The 18,295-nt window shown below is 30.7% G+C and carries 19 protein-coding genes, 1 tRNA gene and 1 pseudogene; 14 read left to right on the top strand and 7 right to left on the bottom strand.

Going from position 1 to position 18,295, the window contains the following annotated elements; translation table 11 throughout:
* Window positions 1–19: 19 nt before the first annotated feature.
* The 5 genes from EAG08_RS06975 to rbfA all read right to left on the bottom strand — a co-directional run bounded on the left by EAG08_RS06975 (window position 20) and on the right by rbfA (window position 6,115).
* Window positions 20–1,825, bottom strand: coding sequence for a DUF349 domain-containing protein (locus tag EAG08_RS06975; protein ID WP_129534823.1), 1,806 nt, complete (start codon window positions 1,823–1,825; stop codon window positions 20–22).
* 70 nt (window positions 1,826–1,895) lie between these two features.
* Window positions 1,896–2,633: a shikimate dehydrogenase family protein gene (locus tag EAG08_RS06970; RefSeq protein WP_129534822.1), complete on the bottom strand. Its 738-nt coding sequence runs from the start codon at window positions 2,631–2,633 to the stop codon at window positions 1,896–1,898.
* 62 nt (window positions 2,634–2,695) lie between these two features.
* Window positions 2,696–4,495: an endonuclease gene (locus EAG08_RS06965; protein WP_129534821.1), complete on the bottom strand. Its 1,800-nt coding sequence runs from the start codon at window positions 4,493–4,495 to the stop codon at window positions 2,696–2,698.
* A 48-nt stretch (window positions 4,496–4,543) separates the two neighbouring features.
* Window positions 4,544–5,749, bottom strand: coding sequence for an ABC transporter permease (locus EAG08_RS06960; protein WP_129534820.1), 1,206 nt, complete (start codon window positions 5,747–5,749; stop codon window positions 4,544–4,546).
* A 6-nt stretch (window positions 5,750–5,755) separates the two neighbouring features.
* Window positions 5,756–6,115: a 30S ribosome-binding factor RbfA gene (gene rbfA, locus EAG08_RS06955; RefSeq protein ID WP_129534819.1), complete on the bottom strand. Its 360-nt coding sequence runs from the start codon at window positions 6,113–6,115 to the stop codon at window positions 5,756–5,758.
* Between the two features lie 174 nt (window positions 6,116–6,289).
* Between rbfA and mce the strand changes: the two are divergent.
* The 11 genes and pseudogenes from mce to EAG08_RS06900 all read left to right on the top strand — a co-directional run bounded on the left by mce (window position 6,290) and on the right by EAG08_RS06900 (window position 13,467).
* A pseudogene (gene mce / locus EAG08_RS06950) lies at window positions 6,290–6,687 on the top strand (methylmalonyl-CoA epimerase).
* Between the two features lie 62 nt (window positions 6,688–6,749).
* Window positions 6,750–6,823: transfer RNA gene (locus EAG08_RS06945), tRNA-Ile, on the top strand.
* Between the two features lie 354 nt (window positions 6,824–7,177).
* The gene (locus tag EAG08_RS06940) at window positions 7,178–8,335 is read left to right on the top strand and encodes a site-specific integrase (protein ID WP_129534818.1); all 1,158 of its coding nucleotides are present in this window, start codon (window positions 7,178–7,180) and stop codon (window positions 8,333–8,335) included.
* 256 nt (window positions 8,336–8,591) lie between these two features.
* Window positions 8,592–9,371, top strand: a complete 780-nt coding sequence (locus tag EAG08_RS21510) for a TM2 domain-containing protein (RefSeq protein WP_185145186.1) — start codon at window positions 8,592–8,594, stop codon at window positions 9,369–9,371.
* 166 nt (window positions 9,372–9,537) lie between these two features.
* Window positions 9,538–10,167, top strand: a complete 630-nt coding sequence (locus EAG08_RS06930) for a hypothetical protein (RefSeq protein ID WP_129534817.1) — start codon at window positions 9,538–9,540, stop codon at window positions 10,165–10,167.
* Between the two features lie 30 nt (window positions 10,168–10,197).
* Window positions 10,198–10,476 carry a hypothetical protein gene (locus EAG08_RS06925; protein WP_129534816.1) on the top strand — a complete coding sequence of 93 codons (279 nt, stop codon included), beginning with the start codon at window positions 10,198–10,200 and terminating at the stop codon, window positions 10,474–10,476.
* Window positions 10,473–11,483: an ATP-dependent nuclease gene (locus tag EAG08_RS06920; protein ID WP_129534815.1), complete on the top strand. Its 1,011-nt coding sequence runs from the start codon at window positions 10,473–10,475 to the stop codon at window positions 11,481–11,483. Before EAG08_RS06925 ends, EAG08_RS06920 begins: the two co-directional genes overlap by 4 nt.
* 255 nt (window positions 11,484–11,738) lie before the next feature.
* Window positions 11,739–12,059: a hypothetical protein gene (locus tag EAG08_RS06915; RefSeq protein WP_129534814.1), complete on the top strand. Its 321-nt coding sequence runs from the start codon at window positions 11,739–11,741 to the stop codon at window positions 12,057–12,059.
* A 288-nt stretch (window positions 12,060–12,347) separates the two neighbouring features.
* Entirely contained in the window at window positions 12,348–12,497 is a 150-nt protein-coding gene (locus EAG08_RS23115; RefSeq protein WP_164998537.1) for a helix-turn-helix domain-containing protein, read from the top strand.
* 3 nt (window positions 12,498–12,500) lie between these two features.
* Window positions 12,501–12,752 (top strand): hypothetical protein, encoded by a 252-nt coding sequence (locus EAG08_RS06905; protein ID WP_129534813.1) that lies wholly within the window; start codon window positions 12,501–12,503, stop codon window positions 12,750–12,752.
* A gap of 100 nt (window positions 12,753–12,852) precedes the next feature.
* Entirely contained in the window at window positions 12,853–13,467 is a 615-nt protein-coding gene (locus EAG08_RS06900) for a hypothetical protein (protein ID WP_129534812.1), read from the top strand.
* A 553-nt stretch (window positions 13,468–14,020) separates the two neighbouring features.
* Here EAG08_RS06900 and EAG08_RS06895 read toward each other — a convergent pair.
* Together EAG08_RS06895 and EAG08_RS06890 are read right to left on the bottom strand one after the other, a co-directional pair.
* Window positions 14,021–14,656 carry a hypothetical protein gene (locus EAG08_RS06895; RefSeq protein ID WP_129534811.1) on the bottom strand — a complete coding sequence of 212 codons (636 nt, stop codon included), beginning with the start codon at window positions 14,654–14,656 and terminating at the stop codon, window positions 14,021–14,023.
* A gap of 142 nt (window positions 14,657–14,798) precedes the next feature.
* Window positions 14,799–15,710, bottom strand: coding sequence for an adenylate/guanylate cyclase domain-containing protein (locus tag EAG08_RS06890; RefSeq protein ID WP_129534810.1), 912 nt, complete (start codon window positions 15,708–15,710; stop codon window positions 14,799–14,801).
* A gap of 514 nt (window positions 15,711–16,224) precedes the next feature.
* Here EAG08_RS06890 and EAG08_RS22615 point away from each other — a divergent pair.
* The 3 genes from EAG08_RS22615 to EAG08_RS06880 are packed head-to-tail and all read left to right on the top strand — an operon-like array spanning window position 16,225 to window position 18,286.
* A complete protein-coding gene (locus EAG08_RS22615; protein WP_262696814.1) occupies window positions 16,225–16,608 on the top strand; it encodes a DNA cytosine methyltransferase in 384 nt (127 codons plus the stop codon).
* A 17-nt stretch (window positions 16,609–16,625) separates the two neighbouring features.
* Window positions 16,626–17,276, top strand: a complete 651-nt coding sequence (locus EAG08_RS22610) for a DNA cytosine methyltransferase (protein WP_262696813.1) — start codon at window positions 16,626–16,628, stop codon at window positions 17,274–17,276.
* Entirely contained in the window at window positions 17,273–18,286 is a 1,014-nt protein-coding gene (locus tag EAG08_RS06880) for a hypothetical protein (protein WP_129534809.1), read from the top strand. The genes EAG08_RS22610 and EAG08_RS06880 overlap by 4 nt, the downstream gene beginning before the upstream one ends.
* Window positions 18,287–18,295 lie beyond the last annotated feature (9 nt).

The following is an 18,295-nucleotide window of genomic DNA, read 5'->3' as shown; positions in this document are numbered from 1 at the left end:
GTAAATTGTATTAAATATTTTAATCTCCAGAAATGATATTGTGCAGATTCTGCTTCAAAGTTTCTAGGTGACCTTTTTTATTGTCAATCGTATTATATGTTTCTGTAAGCATCGGGTTTTCTCTCGATGGTTTTTTGAAGAAAGATAAATTATTTTCCAGTTTTACGATTTCAGCTTCAAGATCAGAAATCTGGCTCTTAATTTTTCTCGCTTTGTCTGTCAATTGGTTTTCAGATAAACCTTCTTCTTTCAGCTCCAATTCATTGATTTTATTCAGCTTTAATTTTTCTCTTAAAGTCTTATTGAATTCAGAGTTGATGCCAATTTTATCTCTTGGAACTTTTCCGATATTATTCCACGCAGTTTTGATGTTTTCAATTTTCTCAATGCTTCCTTCATCATCAGAAATGGTTTTAAGCTCTTCAAGAATCTCTTTTTTCTGCTTATAATTTTCTTTCCAATTGTCGGTAGAAGCACTGCTTTTTTCTCTGTAATTATTAAAAAATGTGTTACAAGCCTCACGGAACTCATCCCAGATTTTATTGGTCATGCTTTTTGGTACGTGACCGATTTTTTTCCAGTCTTCCTGAAGTTTTTTGAAAAGTGCAACGGCAATATCCCAATCTTCAGAAAGCATATTGTCTTTTGCAGTCTGAATTAGTTTTAATTTTTCATCTAAATTCTCTTGTTGAGAACCTTTCAATGATTTATAGTAATTGTTTTTTGTAGTATTAAAACTTCTCAGCGTAGATTTAAAATCATTCCAGTTGTTGTTGGATAATTTTCTAGGAACACTTCCTGTTTTTAGAAATTCTGAACGAAGCTCTTCTACTCTTTTGATAGAATTCTGCCAATAATTGTGGTTTGGAGTATCTTTGGGTTCAGATAATTTCTTGATTTCAGCAATGATTTCGTTTTTCTTCTCGAAATTGGCATTTTGCTCAGTTTCAATCGCTGCAGAAAGTTCAGATTTTCTTTCGTGAATTTTGTTTGAAATTTCTTTAAACTCATCCCAGGTTTTCTCACGGAATTCTTCAGCAACAGGCTCAGCTTCTTCTTTCCAAAGCTTATGAAGATATTGCAATTCATTTAAAGCTTTTTGTACAACAGGCTCGTTTTCCAACTCTTTTGCACGGGCAATAATGTGTTGTCTTTTTTCAAGATTGTGGCTGTATTCCTGCTCAAGAAATTCTTTATTAAGATCCAACATCTGATAAAACTGATTCAAATGATGGAAATAATTATTGTTGAGGATTTTAAATTCAGATTTTGCAACCTGTCCGGCTTTTGACCATTCTTCTTTAATCTCACGAATTGATTTGAAAAGATTAACTCCAGGCTCAGAATTGGTATATAGATTTTTTAATCTGTCAATTAAATTTTGACGGTGATCTAGGTTTTTTTTCTGTTCCTCTTCCTGACCTTTTTGAAAAGCGTCGTGCTTTTCTTTGTAAATATGAATCAGTGCAGAGAGTTTAGATTGCGCAGGATGCTCATAGCTGAAATTTTCAGGTGCATTTCCTGCATCTGCATATTCGTGCTTTTTGTCTTCAATCTCATCGTGAATGGCGTGATTTGCTTTTTCTTTCAATGCATTAAACTGTCTGAAGTTTTCTCCTGCAGTGGTAGAATTGATGATTTTTTCCATTTCTTTCAGGGCATCAGCCAGAGAAATATCTGCATCTACATGTTCTTCTGTATGTTCAGCTTCTTCTTCGTGGGGCGTTTCTTCAGAAGAAACTGTAATTTCAGATGTTTCCTGTTGAGTTTCCTCGGTAGAAATTTTATTTTCTTCGTTTTCAGAAAGGTTGTTTTCTGTAGTCATAGCAAATCTTTTATGTGAGTGGCGTTATTTCTCTATATGTAGTAAAAGCCTAATAAAGTACTAATTTATGTTATTTTTTTTTATTATTCCAAATTTCCCATGCTTTTTCTGCTTGTTGCTCAAGCATGTAATATCCGTTCACCGTTTTTGCTTCATTTTCAGCGGATTTAATGATGAATTTTGAATAATTTGGATTGTAAATTAAGTCAATCACCAAGTGATCTTTTGAAAGTCCGTCAAAAGGAAAATCCAGGCAATCTTCAATATTTGGAAATGTTCCGACAGGGGTGCATTGCACGATAATTTTATGATTTTCTACGGTTTCTTTATCTAAATTTTCAAAATTTAAATCTGAATTTCTCGAAACTATTTTTGATGAAATTCCATTTTTAGTTAAAACATATTGAATTGCTTTTGCAGCGCCGCCATTTCCTAAAATCAAAGCCGTATTTTGATGTGCTTTTCTGTGAATTTTTAATGTTTTTTCAAAACCAAATACATCGGTGTTGTAACCTGTTTTTTTTCCGTCATGAATCAAGACACAGTTCACTGCTCCAATTTCTCTGGCCTCATCACTTAAATCATCCAGATAATCAATGATTTTTTCTTTGTAAGGAATTGTTACGTTAAAGCCTAAAAGCTCAGAATCTTTCAATAAATTTTTAACCTCGTCAATTTCCTGAAGATCAAAAATCTGATATGAAAAATGAGTGAGCATCTGCTTTTGAAATTTTTCTTCAAAAAAATTCTTAGAAAAAGAATACGAAATGTTTCTCCCGATGAGACCTAGTTTTTTATTGGAATCCATAATTCAAAAATAAAAAAAAGACCGAAAAAATCGGTCTTTTAGTTGAATAATATTTAGTTTAATTAATCTACGATGAATTTTGAAGTACTGTTGTCTGTTTTCAGGATGTAAACTCCTTTGGTAATTCCGTGAAGATTGATTTTGTTTGAGTTTTTAAAAGGATTTTCAATCGACCTGATTAATTTTCCTGATAAGTCATAAATTTCAGCTTTTACAATTTTGTTTAAGTTTTCACCTTTTACAAAAACCTCATTGTTTTTTACCGGGTTAGGGTAGATGCTGAAAGATTTTTCTTTTGATGTTTCAGAAGTTGATAGTGCGCTAAAACACGTCCAGCTAAGATCGTCTAACGCAACTCTATTGCCATTATTACTGCTAGGCGGGTTAACTATTTTAATCACAACATTTCCTGAGATATTGATATTATTAATTGTGGCAATTGTCATGCTTTTATCTGCTGTATAAGGAATTGTCCCTACAAGGTTGCCATTTATTAAAACATTGAGTGTACCAGCAGTACTTCCGTATTTTAATTGTGTTTTTATTTGCAAGTTTTGAATTCCACCAGAAAGAGTAGTGCTTGTGAGTTCGCTATCTCTAAGTGTTATAGCCTTACCATTAATTACTTCATCTACTCTAGAATCAGTTGATGTCCATGTGATGCCGTTGTTAGTCCAAGTTCTGGTAGCATAAGCAGGATTTGTAGAGGTCGGAATGTTTGTAAAGTCTTCTGTTCCACAGCTGCTGCCTCCAGGTTGTCCTGCTAATGTAGTTTCATTTGCAATATTGCTTTGAGGAGATGGGTTTCCTGCTGCATCTTTAGCAATTACATAAAAGTTGTAAGCCGTTAAAGGAGCTAGCCCCTGAACAGTTGCTGTTGTTCCTGATACTGTAGCTTTAAATACTGAATTTGCATAGATGTCATATCCCGCTACTCCTACATTGTCGGTTGAAGCTGTCCAGCTCAATGCAACAGTGTTTGATGTCGGATTATTTGCAACTAAATTAGTTGGAGCGGTCGGAGCTTGTGTGTCAATAACAGGTGTTCCCCAGACAGCAGTTACGTATGATGGGTTGTCGATGTAAGGGTTTCTGTTTCCTTGATAAACATAAGATGCGTTGTTTCTGCTAATTTCTAGCTGAGATACTGGATCCTGCGTATGCCAAGCCAATAATTGGTTCAGTTGCCATTGTTGTAATCCCGGATAAGGAGAGTTCCCAAGCATATTTCCAGAACTAAAATTTGATAGTTGACTTTCATATCTTGTTACAAAATAAAAAATCATTCTTGCTACATCACCTTTAAATTCGTTGATAGGTTCAAATACAGTTCCGGTATATCCTGCAGATACAGAGCTTCCTCTTTTAGAACCGTTATCGGAAATGTAATTTGTAACACCTACCATACCAAAAGGTAAACTACCTCTAATATTGTTTACGTAACCATCTGTAGCACGGATGAAATGTATATCTGATACCATCGGTGATGCTTCGTTAAATAAACTTTGCGGAATGATATGCTCTCTGTTGTAGCAATCTCCTTCACCTCCGTAGCCATTGGATCCACATTGATTGGTGCTTCCTACTGTGTAATTGTATGGATCTGAATTGGTTGGATTTTCCGAATAAATATCAAGAACCGACCCGTCATTTTCGTAAAAATTATCGATATCAGTAGTTTGATAAGCTATCCATAAACCACCATAAGAACCGGGATTATGTCCGGCAGTTATAATTGTTTTAAGCTGAGTTTTCAAAGCTGCTCCGGTACCGGTTGCGTTGTCGTAATATCCAGTCGGAATTTGTGCAAAAGCATTAATAAAAAGAATACTTAATACAAAAGAAAATAAAATTCGCTTCATTTTTTTAAATTGGAAGGCAAATCTACGAAAAATATTAACCGTAATATGTTAATTTTTAGTAATGTAATCTTTACTGATCTTTGAGAAAAACCAAGAAATAGAAATTCCGAATATAGAAGCGGTTGCAGCAACTATTAAATAATTTTCTGCCACAATTTTCACAGGGAAAGGTAAGGTTTCAACAGCTTTGAAAAACTCAGTTTTCAATTGAAAAAAACATAATGCTGTTCCCAAAAGTAAGCCTGAAATAACGCCTAAGACAACAATTAAAATTCCCGTATAGAAATATGTTTTCCTTAAATGACTTAAAGGAAATCCTAAAGATATTAATGATTTTGCCTGTTGCTTTTTGTCGAGTTGTAAGATGATAATTGCTCCGGCCAAATTGAATGTTGTAATGAAAATTACCAAAGCGAATATTAAATAAATGAAAAGTTTTTCTGTATTAATCATCTTCCAGAAAGCTGCGTTCTCTTCTTGCTTGGTTTTAATTTCAACTCCTTTGCCGATTGATGAAAGTAAATCCTTTTTTACCTGATTAATTTTGTCAGGGTTTTTAAGTTTAATTACAATTTGGTAAGCCGAGTTTTTTGGAAGATCAAGAAGTTCTTCAGACAACTCAATCGGTGCAATGATGTAATTGTTTAATTGATCATTTCCCGGAAAAATACCGGTAACCAGAATATTCTTTTTGTTGTAAATATCTTCTTCTTTATTGATAATTCCGGTTCCGGATTTTGGCATAAAAACCGTAGCGAAATTATTCAAAGTATCAACAGGAATCGAAAGTCGCATTTCGAGACCGTGTTCCATAATAACTTCATTGGAATATTGAAAGCTGGGATATTTACCAAAAAAAATGGTATTGTCAATCGGGTTTACTTTAATATAAGAAGAATCTACACCTCGTAAATACCCAATGTCACCTTTTCCGTTATAATTGAGATAAACTTTTTCCTCAATCACACGCGAGAAATTCAGAATTTCTGTATTCTTTTTTAAAATACCTTTAATCTTATCAAAATCTTTTATGGTTTTCCCCGATGTACTTTTAATCGTTAAATCGGCATGAAGATTTGAAATCAAATTCTGATTAAATACCTCTAAACCTGAAAACACAGAGATAATGACAAACATTGCAGCGACGGCAACCGTCATAGCGCCCACCGCCAGCCACGTAATGAATGTGACTGCCGTACTTCCTTTTTTAGATAAAAGGTAGCGTGAAGCTATATAAAATGCAATGTTTTTCAAGATGGTTTACAATACAGGATTGTCGCCTTCGCCTCTCAGTTCTTTTTCTATTTTTTCTACATCATCAAGAGCGGTATCCAGATAAAAGCTGAGCTGAGGAATTACACGAACTTGCTTAGCCATCTTTTGACCCAAGAAATTTCTGTACTGTGCTTTGTTAGTTTCAATCTCTTTCATGATTGAAGCTCTGAATTCCTGCGGGAAAATGCTTAAATAAATTTTTGCAACCCCCAAATCCGGAGAAATTTTGACATCAGAAACCGAAACTAAAAAACTTTGTTTGCTTTCTGCTGACTGTTTGCGGAACAATTCTGCGAAATCTTCCTGTATAATTTGTGCTACTTTTCTTTGTCTGTTACTTTCCATAAGTTCTGCAAATTTACTATTTTTGTTTGAATTGCTTATTTGAAAATAAACGAAACCATCAAATTTTCGATTAATTAAGCCAAAACGGTCTTGAAATCATCTTCAGCTCAATTTTCTGTAAGTGAAAACTGATGATATGATGATTTCAGTAGACTTTAAAACAATATAAAATTTATGAAATTAGAACATATCGGTATTGCGGTAAAAACTTTAGGTTTTTCTGACGAGCTTTTTGAAAAGCTTTTAGGAAAAAAATCATATAAAAATGAAACGGTGGAAAGGGAAGGAGTGACCACCTCTTTTTATCAAACCGGTGAAAGTAAAATAGAGTTGTTGGAAGCTACCAATCCTGAAAGTCCGATTTCTAAATTCATCGAAAAAAAAGGCGAGGGGATTCATCATTTGGCTTTTGGAGTAGAAAACATCATTGAAGAAGTGGAAAGATTAAAAAAGAAGGTTTTCAATTTATCTCCGAAGAACCAAAAGAAGGTGCTGATAACAAATTAGTTGTCTTCCTTCATCCAAAATCTACGAACGGAGTATTGATAGAACTTTGCCAAGAAAAACCATAAAAAATTTTGTAGTGAAAGAAATTTTACTATTTTTGCAAACACAAAATTTAACCAAATTTTGAGGTCCTATAGCTCAGTTGGTTAGAGCACCTGACTCATAATCAGGTGGTCCCTGGTTCGAGCCCAGGTGGGACCACAGATGTGAAGAACGATTTTCTTCCAAATTTTTAAAAACCCCTATTTTAGGGGTTTTTTTATGGTTTACAACTAGGTTTTGTAGTCATTTATACCCATCGTTCACTAATTGAGTTTCCCCTCACGTTTCCCCCTTAGATTTTTTCGTCATTTTATAATAAAATTGAATACTACCTAATTTTGGTTAGATATGACTAGTGGTAAAAAAAATATTTTCAATAAATAATTTATTTAAATTACTGGTAATCAGGTAATTAATTTTTTTTATTCAGAAAGTTATTCTTAAATTAGCTGATTTTTCTCTTTCTAAATCACTACTATAGTTATTGAAAGTATAACCTAAAATTGTTATACAATGAATAAATGTTCAATAAAGATTGTCAGAAGAACTGATAAGAGAAATGTGAAAGGAGAGAACCCTTTAATTTTACAAGTGATAATTAATTCTCGCTCAAAAAAAATAAGCTTAAAAGAATCAATCGACCCAAATCATTGGGATGATAAAAATTCAAAGGCAATTGGAAAAGGATTTAAACTATTGAATGTTAAGCTTGATAAAATTAAATCTGATTTACAAACTTTCTGTAGTTTGAAAGAAGCTGGTGGAGTTTCTGTTACATTTGATTTAATTGATAGATTTTTGAAGGGAAAAAAAGATAATGATTTCTACCAGCTATTCGATGAAATTGTTATCGGAAAAGGGCTTAAAGAAGCTACTTTGTATAAGTACTCACTTTTAAGAAGGAGACTTAAAAGTTATAAATCAAATATATGCACGTCAGATATTAATTATAGTTTCGTGAAAGGGTTCGATTTATACTTGAGAAAGTTAAATCTAAAGGAAGGCGGTGCAATCTATAATATGCATAAGTGCCTTAAAGCTATTATCCAAGAAATTTATCTAAAGGAAATGATTAAATTTTCTCCTTACAATAATTTTAAATTTCAAGGTCCCAAAGAGAATGAAGATTTTTTAGATGAGGCGGAAGTAGTAAGTTTGAGAAATTTTAAACTAGATGTAGATCAAAGCAAAAAATATCAATTAACAAAGGATATGTTTCTTTTCGCTTGTTATACTGGATTGAGGTTTAGTGATTGTGAAAATTTATTAGTTAAAAACGTAGATCTTCAAACTTCTGTCCTTTCTTTTACGCAACAAAAAACTGATGATGATATAAAAATTCCGTTCACCTCAGAAGCTAGAGCGATTTTGAGCGGTTATATGGTAGGAAAGAAAAAAGATGAAAAAATTTTTCCTTTCATTACTAACCAGACTGTTAATAATAAATTGAAAGACTTAGCAACTTTGGCAAAGATTAATAAAAGAGTACATTTTCATCTTGCAAGGCATACTTTCGCAAGCAGCTTAGTATATAAGTTTAATATTCCTTTATCTATAGTAAGTAAATTGTTAGGGCACAAAAAGATTGCAAGTACATTAGTTTATACAAATTCTAATTTTTCTTTACTTCAGAATGCAGTAAAAGACTTTAATTATGGTAAAAAATCGTAATTTCGTAAAAGAATAAAATATAATTTTAATACAAAAGCGTAAGCTATCGTATTGGTTACTGAAAACTAGGAATCTTCAAGACAACCAAATCCGATCGATTTACGCTCACGCTAGGCGTGGGCTAAGTCTTTCTGGTTGTCAGGTATCCTAGTACCTCAGTAACGGATTGGCTTCAGTTCCACGCTTTTTCTATGAATTTAAGCGACTGTATGGAACTTTTACAGTCAAAAAATTAATCATGGGGAACTTTTCTTATATGGTTCAGAAAAAATATCGAGATCTAAATTCTGAACAACAACGTATTTTTATTGGAGAATTTGAAAGACGCAAAAAATCACTAGGAGTAGCTTATTTACTTTGGATTTTGGGCGGTTGGTATTACGCTTATCTTAAAAAATTAGGATGGCTTATATTATTTTTACTAACCGCAGGAGGATTATTTATTTGGGCAATAATTGATCTCTTCAGAATTCCGAAGCTCATAGAAGATTATAATAATGATCTTGCATTGGAAATATTAAGAGATATTTCAATTATGTTTCCTGCTCAGGAGAATCAAAACTTAGATCAAATTGTATCTAAAAAGAGTGTAAACGATCATTACATAACTCAAAAAACGCAATCAGGAGAAAGTTATTCTTTTTTTATTATCGTTGGTTTAATTATCTTGTTTAGTATTTCAGCATTCTATTTTAAACCTGATCGAAATCAAATGCAAAATAAAATTGTTGATGATGTGATGCTTCATCAACCTCAGCTTATTAAAATAATGAAAAATTTCTTTATTGGTGAAGAGCTGAACGAGAAATATTCTGAGACTTTTATTACATTTTTCTTGTCTCAGAACGGATATAAGAATGTAGGTATTTACGAGGAAGATCTTGTTTTAGTTAGGAAGCTAACTTTTAAAGATGAAAATTCAAAAGAGAATTTACTCACCGCTTATGGTTTTTTAGGTTTAACCAAAATTTCTTATGATAATAATGGTTTACAAGAGAAAAATATATTTGATCACCGAAAAAAAATAATAGCGTAGATATACGAAATACAAATTACGATGTAATTGAACCAGAAAAATATAATGGTGATAGTGAGATCGACGAAAGGGAATTTGATGGGGGTAATTCAGGCAATAGCTATCAAAACTCCAATGAAAAAAATAAACTTTCTGAACCTCAAGAAGATTCAATTAAAATTTGATTATGAGAAGAATATTATTCCTTATCTTGATTTCAATTTTCAGTTTTGCATGTTCACAGAATAAAACTGCTGGTTACAAAGATGAAGTTAAAGAATTACAAAAATTTGTGGATTATACTTACAAAAAAGATTCTACAAAGGTAGAAACTTATGCAAGGAAAAGCGAAAATGGAAAAATATTTCGCATAAAATCAAATGATATTCTTACAGAATTTAACTTTGAAGTATCTGATGTTTATTCATTTTTAAAAATTAATAGTAAAATAGTTTTTATCAGAAAAGAGCCAATTAGCCAAAGTGGTGATTCATTTTATTTTTACGAATATTATTTCAATGAAAACGGAAGATTGATTGGCGCTGAAAAATCTGTAAGCACTTTCTACGGTGAGGACAGTGATATTATCCGTTATAAAGTTGAATATTTATTAAATAGTAAAACGGATAAGCTAGAAAGAGTAAACGAATATTATTCCGATGTTGACGGAAAAAAGATTGATCCAAAATTAAAAAAATATAAAGAAGCTTTTGGAGGGGCGGGATTAATTGAAAATTATATTGAATATTTAGATAAAATTACTTTTAGAGATTTGGAAGGTTTTATGAGGGTTGAGAAAATTAAATATTATAAGTAAATTGGTTGATAAAAATAATAATCAATTGTCATGAAATTTAAACATTCGTTAATATTAGATAAATATGATGAGTACTATCTCGAAGAAGAAGGTATTATAAAATCTTTGGAGTATTTACCAAACATTAATAAAATTAATATTTTTATAGGTACTAATAATAGTGGTAAAAGCAAATTCATGAGAAGCTTAATGGTCTTAGATTCTCTATTAGTTTTAGATGAGCGAACTTTTGATTATGCGAATAAGAGGATAATAGAGTTTGCTAAAGAATATAGACCTAGTCCTCATAGACCATTAAAAAGACGATGAGTATTCAACGTGATTTTAATGCTATTGCTACAAGTGGTCACCTAGATGAATTCCAAGGTCATACAATCGCAAAGGAGTTTAAAAGTCCTAAATTTATTTATTTACCTACTTTAAGAACCGCTCATTCTTTGTATAAACAAATTGATCAGAAAACTGATTCTTCGGGAAATATTTCAGAATATATATACAATAAGATAGAGGATGATATTTTTGTAGATACAGTAAGAAAGAATTATGAGTTATACGAGGACATAGATATATTTACTGGGGTTCATCTTTATAATGAAATCTTAGATGCAAGAAATTCGAAGAAAGAAAAAAGAAGCCGATTTGAGACTTTTGAAAAATTTATAAGTCAATATTTTTTTGACGGAAAAGCCATTGAAATCATTGCAGAGTTTAATAAAGGAGCAAATAAAAAAGGTGATAATACAAGTGAAATTATTAGCATACACATTGAAGGAGAAAAACATTCACGCAATTTGTATCATTTAGGAGACGGTGTTCAAGCATTAATTCTTCTCATGTATAAGATTTTTATGGCTGATAATGATAGTCACATATTTATTGACGAACCTGAGATTAACCTTCATCCTGGTATGCAAAGGTTGTTCTTAGAGCAAATAACATCTAATCAGTATCTAATAGATAAAAATATCACTTATTTTATTTCAACTCATTCAAATCATTTTTTGGATCTAACTTTAGAAGAAGAGAATATTTCTATTTATTCATTTTATGCTGATTTAGATGAAGAAGGTGAAAAAAAACTTATAATAAAAAATGTAAATGCTGGGGATAATGAAGTTTTAAAGAGTATAGGAGTAAACAATTCTTCTGTATTTATGGCTAATTGTAGTATTTGGGTAGAAGGTATTTCAGATAGGCTATACATCCGTGCATTTTTAAAATCATATTGTTTTTTTATAGGTGAGAATTATCCAAAAGAGGATATTGACTTTGCTTTTTTGAATATGCAGGTAGCAATTTGGATCATTATCTTTTGATGATGGCATTGAAGAGAATGCAGAAGATGAAATTTTAAATGATATTAAAGCTATGTCTTTATCAAATAGAATTTTTTATTAGCAGATAGCGATAATAGTGTTGCTGATTCTGCAAAAGGTATAAGACTTTCAAAAATAGAAGCTGCAAGATCTAAAAATTTTATTCCCAAAATTATTAGATCACACCGAGAGGTTGAAAATTTATTAACTAATGTTGTTTGGGAAAAATTATTATTAGGATTATGTCATAAAACTTTGCTAACTACTAAAAAACCTGAAATCACAGAGAAAATTCGAATGTCATTAAATAAGATCGATAGTCAAACATTTAATGATCGTTATATTGGAGATTTTTTAAATGCCTTAAGAAACGATTTGGGAGAAATTGATCATAAGTACATTTTGAATAAATCAGAATACAAAAATAATAATGATGGTAGTTTCGGAACTTTGGAAAATAAAAGAGCATTAGCAGAAGCTTTTGCTAAAGAAGAGTTTTCTTGGGAAGTATTAAAAAGTAATCCACACATTGAAGAACTAACAATTGAGATTTATAAATTTATAAAAAACAAGTAATACCTGATTTAGGTATAGTATGACAAAGCGATCTTCTGATCGCTTTTTTTGTTTGAAATTTTTAAAGCTGAAAATCAATGCTTTCCATTTTAGGTATCATATTACTCCATGTAATAGTCAACACTTTTAATGTCACTATAGTTAATTAAAATAAATATTGTTAAACAAATAAATTAAAGCAATGAACAAGAAATTAGTATTATACATTATCAAAGAAACAGAAAACTAAGAAGAGAAATTAAAGAACTTAAAAAACTAATCAATGAAAAGTGTAATTTTAAAGAATTATTGACCGTCAAAGAAGCCTGTGATTATTTCGGATTTAGTGAGAAAACCTTTTACCGATACCGAGAAATGGGATTAACTGTAATTCAGAAAGGTCGTAATTCAAAAGTATTTGTTAGAAAAATTGATGTTGAAAAATTCTTATGTAAATAAAAAATGATTGATAGAATAAAATTTGTCGTTGATAACGCAGACTTAAGTGAAGAGATTTTAAATAGAAAATTCTTCAAGAATAAACCCAATAAAGAAGGAACTATTATTTATACATATCGAAATAATTATATTCAGGATGAAGATCCTACTGATGACGAAGCGGATGATCGAAAGAACAAATTGGAGAGTAAGTATAGTAAATATTTATACATCCAATATGTACTTTATAAAAAATCAAAAAATTGCCGAATGTAGATTATGACGTAAAGAATAAATTGATCATCCATAGAAATGTAAGAAAAGATTGGTATGATGTTGGAAGAATCGGAGACTTGGGATATAAATCTTTGAGAAAATGATTAACCGTTACGGTGATGAATTTCAGGTAGATAGTAAATTATTGTGGAAAGCTAGAGTGACGAAAGTTGAATTAGGACTTACTTTAAGATTACCCATCAAAATGAGGGGTATTTTGAGTTGTTTTAATAGTTTCAGTGGATTATCAGATAAAAATATTTATGGGAAGGATGGAGTAAGCTTTATTGGGACTAATTTCTCAGTTTCATTTTATGACAAGATAGAAAAAATGAGAGTTAATGATGAACTCTTCATCAAATCAAAAAATAAGAAAAAACTTGTTGAGAGGGTAACTAAGAAAAACTATTTTTTACGCTTTGAGCTTAAAGTAGAAAAGGTAAGTGGTTTCTATAACAGTATTTTTGATGGAAAGATTAATCATTTATTTAAGATCAGAGATAATTGGAATTATTTACTTCGTTCTCTAGGAAGCTTATATCAACAAGTAAATTTTATTGATGTTATATCTCCAGAGGTTGTGGATTTAATTGTTGGAGAGGAGTCAACACCAATGGATAATTTGTTAAAATTCCAAGCTATAAAAAATATCACTCCAGACGTTTTTTTTAATAATCTAGTACCTCTTATGAAAAAAGCAAACAATCATATCTAAAGAGGAAGTACAGAAATTTTTATAATGATTATGAGCGAAATTTCAGGTATAGCTTCAAAGAAGAATTTCGTGCTAAATTAGATGAAAAGATAGATGCACTAACTATCGGTAAGTATAAAGAGTAATATAATACCTAGATTAAGTATATAAAACTTAAGTATAATAACTATAGAAGTAAAAGCATAAGGAATGCAAGTTGATAGCCTCTTGTCTAACATATAAAACTGTTAAGTAGATGCAAGTAAAGAAACAAGTGAGCTGGCAATCGATCGTATATTGAAAATTATGATGCTTCTAGATTGAAAGTAGGACTTTAATCAGATAATGCGAGAGAGGTTTATTAATAAAGCAAATTTTGATGTTCTTTTATAACTGATACATCTTATCAGGTTTTATAGAATTGAGATTTTTAGGCACATCTAGTCAAGTGAATCATTATTGAATTTGAAACGTCATAGCAATTAATTTTGTTATGACGTTATTATTCTTAAATCGTTTATTGAAATTTATTTGATTATTGCAATACTATTTCAATTAGTGATGTAGTGATAACTCAGGATTGTTCTTGAGTCTTATTTTCTTGAAGCTTCTTTTTTATTTCTTCGCTATAAAAATTTGCCTTTTCTTGATCTTCGGAAAGCAAATCCATGAATAGCCTGTAAATCATTTCTCCTCCAGTAGTTATATTATTATCGGTAAGCTCGGAAGCTTTTTCAATATCCATAAAATCTAATTCAAAATTAAAAAACCAATATCTCTCGATCTTGATTCTCAAGGAAAAAAGTCCACTAAGTTTTTGGCTGAAATCATTTTGATCTAATCCTTCATCTAGAAGAATTTTGGGTAGTTCATGCGTCAATTTATTCCTATATCTTCTTAAGATACCGAATTGTAAAATATCGTCAGCGGAAATGCCGTTTAGATTTTTAAACCATAATAAACTTGCATTTATTGGGTTCTTGGGATCTAAATCTAAAACATTTGTTTTGTATTCTGAAGTTGGTACAAATCCTTTTTCGCTATCATAGTGATCTGAAAAAAAAGTCTTAGGCTGATCTATAATATAATCACATGTGTTTTCGAAATATGCTATAAAAACTGAAATCAACATCAAGTTTGATTTAAAAATTTCAGGCTTTAGTAATTCCGATATTTTTTTTAAATTTTCATTCTGGTCAAAAGTTGTCATCTGTTCAAATTCTAAAAAGTTTGTAAATACTATTTATTCTTTGCCTCATTTATTTTCTAATCTATTACCCATTTGAAATTTGAAACCTTTGTATTAATATCTTAAAGATGCTAATTCAGTAATATTTAAAAGTTTTACTTTTCTATTCGACTATTTTTACTACTGTCGTATTTTCAATTTTCCAAGCTGATATAGGATCTGTCTGTCCTTTGGCATCTTTAGGATCAATTACTATCTCTTCAAACTGAATTTTATTGATCAAATCTGAGTCACTATCAGCTAGTTTATGATAAAATTTATTGCTCAACAAAATTCCGTTTACTTCACAATTTTTTTCTAATCTGGCAGCTAAATTTATTTTGTCACCAATGAATGTGACCTCATATTCTTCTGTGCTAATGTTAAGTGGATATATTGTTCCAGTTGCAATTCCTACACGAGTGCCAGTTTCAATTTTTTGATCTAATTTTCTTTGAAATTCATTTAAAATATTATTTCCCATTAGAATTAATTCTGCACAAAATTTTGTTGCTTTTGAAAAAGAGTTTGGATCTTTAAAAGGGTAGTTAAAGATTGCTAATACAGCATCTCCAATGAATTTATCTAATATTCCTCCATATTTAAATACTAGATCTCTAGCATTCATATAATACTTACTCATTAAGTCATTGAGGTCATCAGGATCAGAAACGGAAACTAAGCTCGAAAAACTTTTAATGTCCGTTAGTACTATTATCGCATCATCGTATTTTTTTCCAAAGCTAAGGATTTGATCTAATTTCGACTCATTTTCTTCTAATTCTTTAATTGTAGAATAAGGGAATTGTCTTCTAAAACCGTATAGAATACTTGTTTTATCAATTGTACCATCTTTTACATTTTCAAAATTCTTTTTTAAGTGTTCAGCTGCAAGATCATTACCAATAAAATCTTTCCCATATGTTTCAAATTTTGATGTTACTGCAGCAATTTGCAGATCTAATAGGGTTGATTTAAAATCTTTTGATAAGTCAATGCCTAATTTTTGAATTTGTATAAATTGATTTATACTCATCCAATGGATTCTGACCGTGGATCGTGAGAAAATATCCTTTGCTAGAGCAGAAGTAGCTTTATTTGGCTCGTCAGGTGTGATAAGATAAAATTCATCTAAATCATCGAATTCTTTTAAAGCAGATTCTATATGTTTTAAAATTCTCGCTGTAACATTTTGTCTTTTAACCTCAACTGCAATCTTTTTTCCATCTTCGTCTATAATAAAGTCAAATTTTGCTCTGTCAGCAGGACTAACAATTATTTTTTTTGTAATGAATCAAAAAGAGCGGATAATACACTTTCAATAAGATGTGGTTCTATCATATGGAATTAGTTTTTATCTAATAATCTGCCTATTAAATTTAGATTGACATAGGCTTAATATTTAATTTCAAAGGTATGGATTCAATTGCAAATGTGATTAAAATATAAAGTTGTTTAAAAAAAATTCTAGACAATTATGTGTAGCTCATTACTTGTAATATATCGGATATTATTTAATACATTAGCAAGTTTAAACTACTTATATAAACATGATAGGAATAGAGGTTTTTTCTGGACCAGGAGGAATGTCTTCAGGAGCAAAATTAGCGGGAATCGATGTTAAGATTGCAGTAGAGAAAGATCGTTACGCTGCACAAACATATGCAAAAAATCATCCTAATACAACTGTAGTTGTCGACGATATATCAAATATAAAAGACTTTGTATTCGACAGACATAATGATCAGGTAGTCCTTTTCGGTGGTCCGCCATGCCAAGGATACTCAAATTCGAATCAAAAAAATAAGTCGAAGGACAATCCTAAAAACTGGCTTTTCAAAGAGTTCGTTAGATGCACAAAATTGATCAAACCAGATTGGATTGTTATTGAAAATGTAAGAGGTCTCTTAAATCTTGAAAAAGGTTTTTTTTAAATGAAATATTTAGAGATTTGAACGAGATAGGATATACTGTAAACTACAAAATTTTAAACTCTTCTGATTTTGGTGTACCTCAGAAGAGAGAGAGAATATTTATAGTAGGTTCATTACATGGTATAGCCTTCGATTTTCCTTTAGCTATGGCAGTAAATGCAGTTACGGTTGGAGACGCATTATCTGATTTACCTATTTTGCAAAATGGGCAAGTATCTGATAAATTAAGCTATTCGGGAAAGCCTTCATCGGATTATGCTAGATTAATGAGGGGAGGTCTGAAAGAAGTTAAAAATAATTATGTTTCTAAAAATTCAGATTTGGTAATAGATAGGTATAGCCATGTTCCTCAAGGAGGTAATTGGAAGAATATTCCCGATAAACTGATGATGAACTATAAAGATCATTCTAGATGTCATGGAGGAATTTATCGCAGATTATCAAACAATATTCCGTCAGTAGTGATAGGTAATTATAGAAAGAATATGTTGATACACCCTACCCAAAATAGAGGCTTATCTGTAAGAGAAGCGGCAAGACTTCAGTCTTTTCCAGATAATTTTGAATTTGTTGGTCCGATAAATCAGCAACAACAACAAGTGGGTGACGCTGTTCCTCCATTGTTAGCAAAAGCAGTTTTTGATAAATTAATGCAGTATACTATATGAGCTGGAATACAACAACTTTTGAGAAGGAGATGTTTAAATACTTTGAAGAAATCAATGGTAAAGAATGTAAATTATATACTGATTATATAAGTATTAGAAGTTCTCTTTTTCACGATAATTTTTTTGATGAAATTAAAGGGCAAGAGCCTAATCTTTCTGATCATAGTGCTAGACATATTCAAGATGTTTTTGAGCGAGCATATAAGATTATTGGTGCAGAACAATTTCGTCAATTTAATGTTACAGAAATTTATTGTTTGTCATTAATGATCTTGTTTCATGATGTTGGAAATATTTTTGGTCGAGTAGGGCACGAATCAAGGACAAACATTGCCAAGGTTTATAATATTTATAGAGCAAATGTGAGCAACTATCACAACGAACGTAGAATCATTACAACAGGAGCTAGTGCTCATGCTGGAAAAACTAAATCTGGAAGTAAAGATACATTAAGAGACTTAAAGGATGATAATTTAGGCTCTGATAAAATAAACTTAAAAGAGTTAGCTTCAATCCTTAGATTTGCAGATGAATTAGCAGAAGGTAAACAAAGAACTTGTTCTTTTTTGATTGATGAAGGAAAATATAAAGAGGATAGTAAAATCTATCATCATTATGCTAGAATAACAGAAATATTTATAGATCAAAAATTAGGTCGAATAGCAATAACTTATAATATTGATATCCCTTTAACTATGGATGAAGAATCTAAAATTAAATTAAAAGATTTATTGTTATTTACATTTCATAGAATACACAAATTAAATGAAGAACGAATATATACAAAATATCATTCCGAATTGCTTAAAGTCTTTAAATCAGTTTCTGTAGTTTATAATTTTACTAAAGATAATTTACCTCTAGATTTTGAATTAAACCAGATTATTTTTGAAGATACATATCCCGTGCCTGGTGAAAAAAAAATTGTGGAAGAATTTGACTTACAAGGTTTATTTACAGCAAAAGATATGAACTACGATATTGATAAAATAATTGAATCACTCTCATAAAATAATATT

This window comes from Chryseobacterium sp. 3008163, assembly GCF_003669035.1.
GTDB lineage: Bacteria > Bacteroidota > Bacteroidia > Flavobacteriales > Weeksellaceae > Chryseobacterium.
This window is presented reverse-complemented; position numbering and strand designations above follow the sequence as displayed.

Excerpts from the sequence above, each read along its gene's own strand:
- EAG08_RS06975 (WP_129534823.1), bottom strand. The coding sequence starts at position 1,825 with ATGACTACAGAAAACAACCTTTCTGAAAACGAAGAAAATAAAATTTCT.
- EAG08_RS06905 (WP_129534813.1), top strand. The coding sequence starts at position 12,501 with ATGATTGATAGAATAAAATTTGTCGTTGATAACGCAGACTTAAGTGAA.
- EAG08_RS22615 (WP_262696814.1), top strand. The coding sequence starts at position 16,225 with ATGATAGGAATAGAGGTTTTTTCTGGACCAGGAGGAATGTCTTCAGGA.
- EAG08_RS06925 (WP_129534816.1), top strand. The coding sequence starts at position 10,198 with ATGAAATTTAAACATTCGTTAATATTAGATAAATATGATGAGTACTAT.
- rbfA (WP_129534819.1), bottom strand. The coding sequence starts at position 6,115 with ATGGAAAGTAACAGACAAAGAAAAGTAGCACAAATTATACAGGAAGAT.
- EAG08_RS21510 (WP_185145186.1), top strand. The coding sequence starts at position 8,592 with ATGGTTCAGAAAAAATATCGAGATCTAAATTCTGAACAACAACGTATT.
- EAG08_RS06965 (WP_129534821.1), bottom strand. The coding sequence starts at position 4,495 with ATGAAGCGAATTTTATTTTCTTTTGTATTAAGTATTCTTTTTATTAAT.
- EAG08_RS06900 (WP_129534812.1), top strand. The coding sequence starts at position 12,853 with ATGATTAACCGTTACGGTGATGAATTTCAGGTAGATAGTAAATTATTG.
- EAG08_RS06970 (WP_129534822.1), bottom strand. The coding sequence starts at position 2,633 with ATGGATTCCAATAAAAAACTAGGTCTCATCGGGAGAAACATTTCGTAT.
- EAG08_RS06880 (WP_129534809.1), top strand. The coding sequence starts at position 17,273 with ATGAGCTGGAATACAACAACTTTTGAGAAGGAGATGTTTAAATACTTT.
- EAG08_RS06930 (WP_129534817.1), top strand. The coding sequence starts at position 9,538 with ATGAGAAGAATATTATTCCTTATCTTGATTTCAATTTTCAGTTTTGCA.
- EAG08_RS06895 (WP_129534811.1), bottom strand. The coding sequence starts at position 14,656 with ATGACAACTTTTGACCAGAATGAAAATTTAAAAAAAATATCGGAATTA.
- EAG08_RS06890 (WP_129534810.1), bottom strand. The coding sequence starts at position 15,710 with ATGAGTATAAATCAATTTATACAAATTCAAAAATTAGGCATTGACTTA.
- EAG08_RS06940 (WP_129534818.1), top strand. The coding sequence starts at position 7,178 with ATGAATAAATGTTCAATAAAGATTGTCAGAAGAACTGATAAGAGAAAT.
- EAG08_RS06920 (WP_129534815.1), top strand. The coding sequence starts at position 10,473 with ATGAGTATTCAACGTGATTTTAATGCTATTGCTACAAGTGGTCACCTA.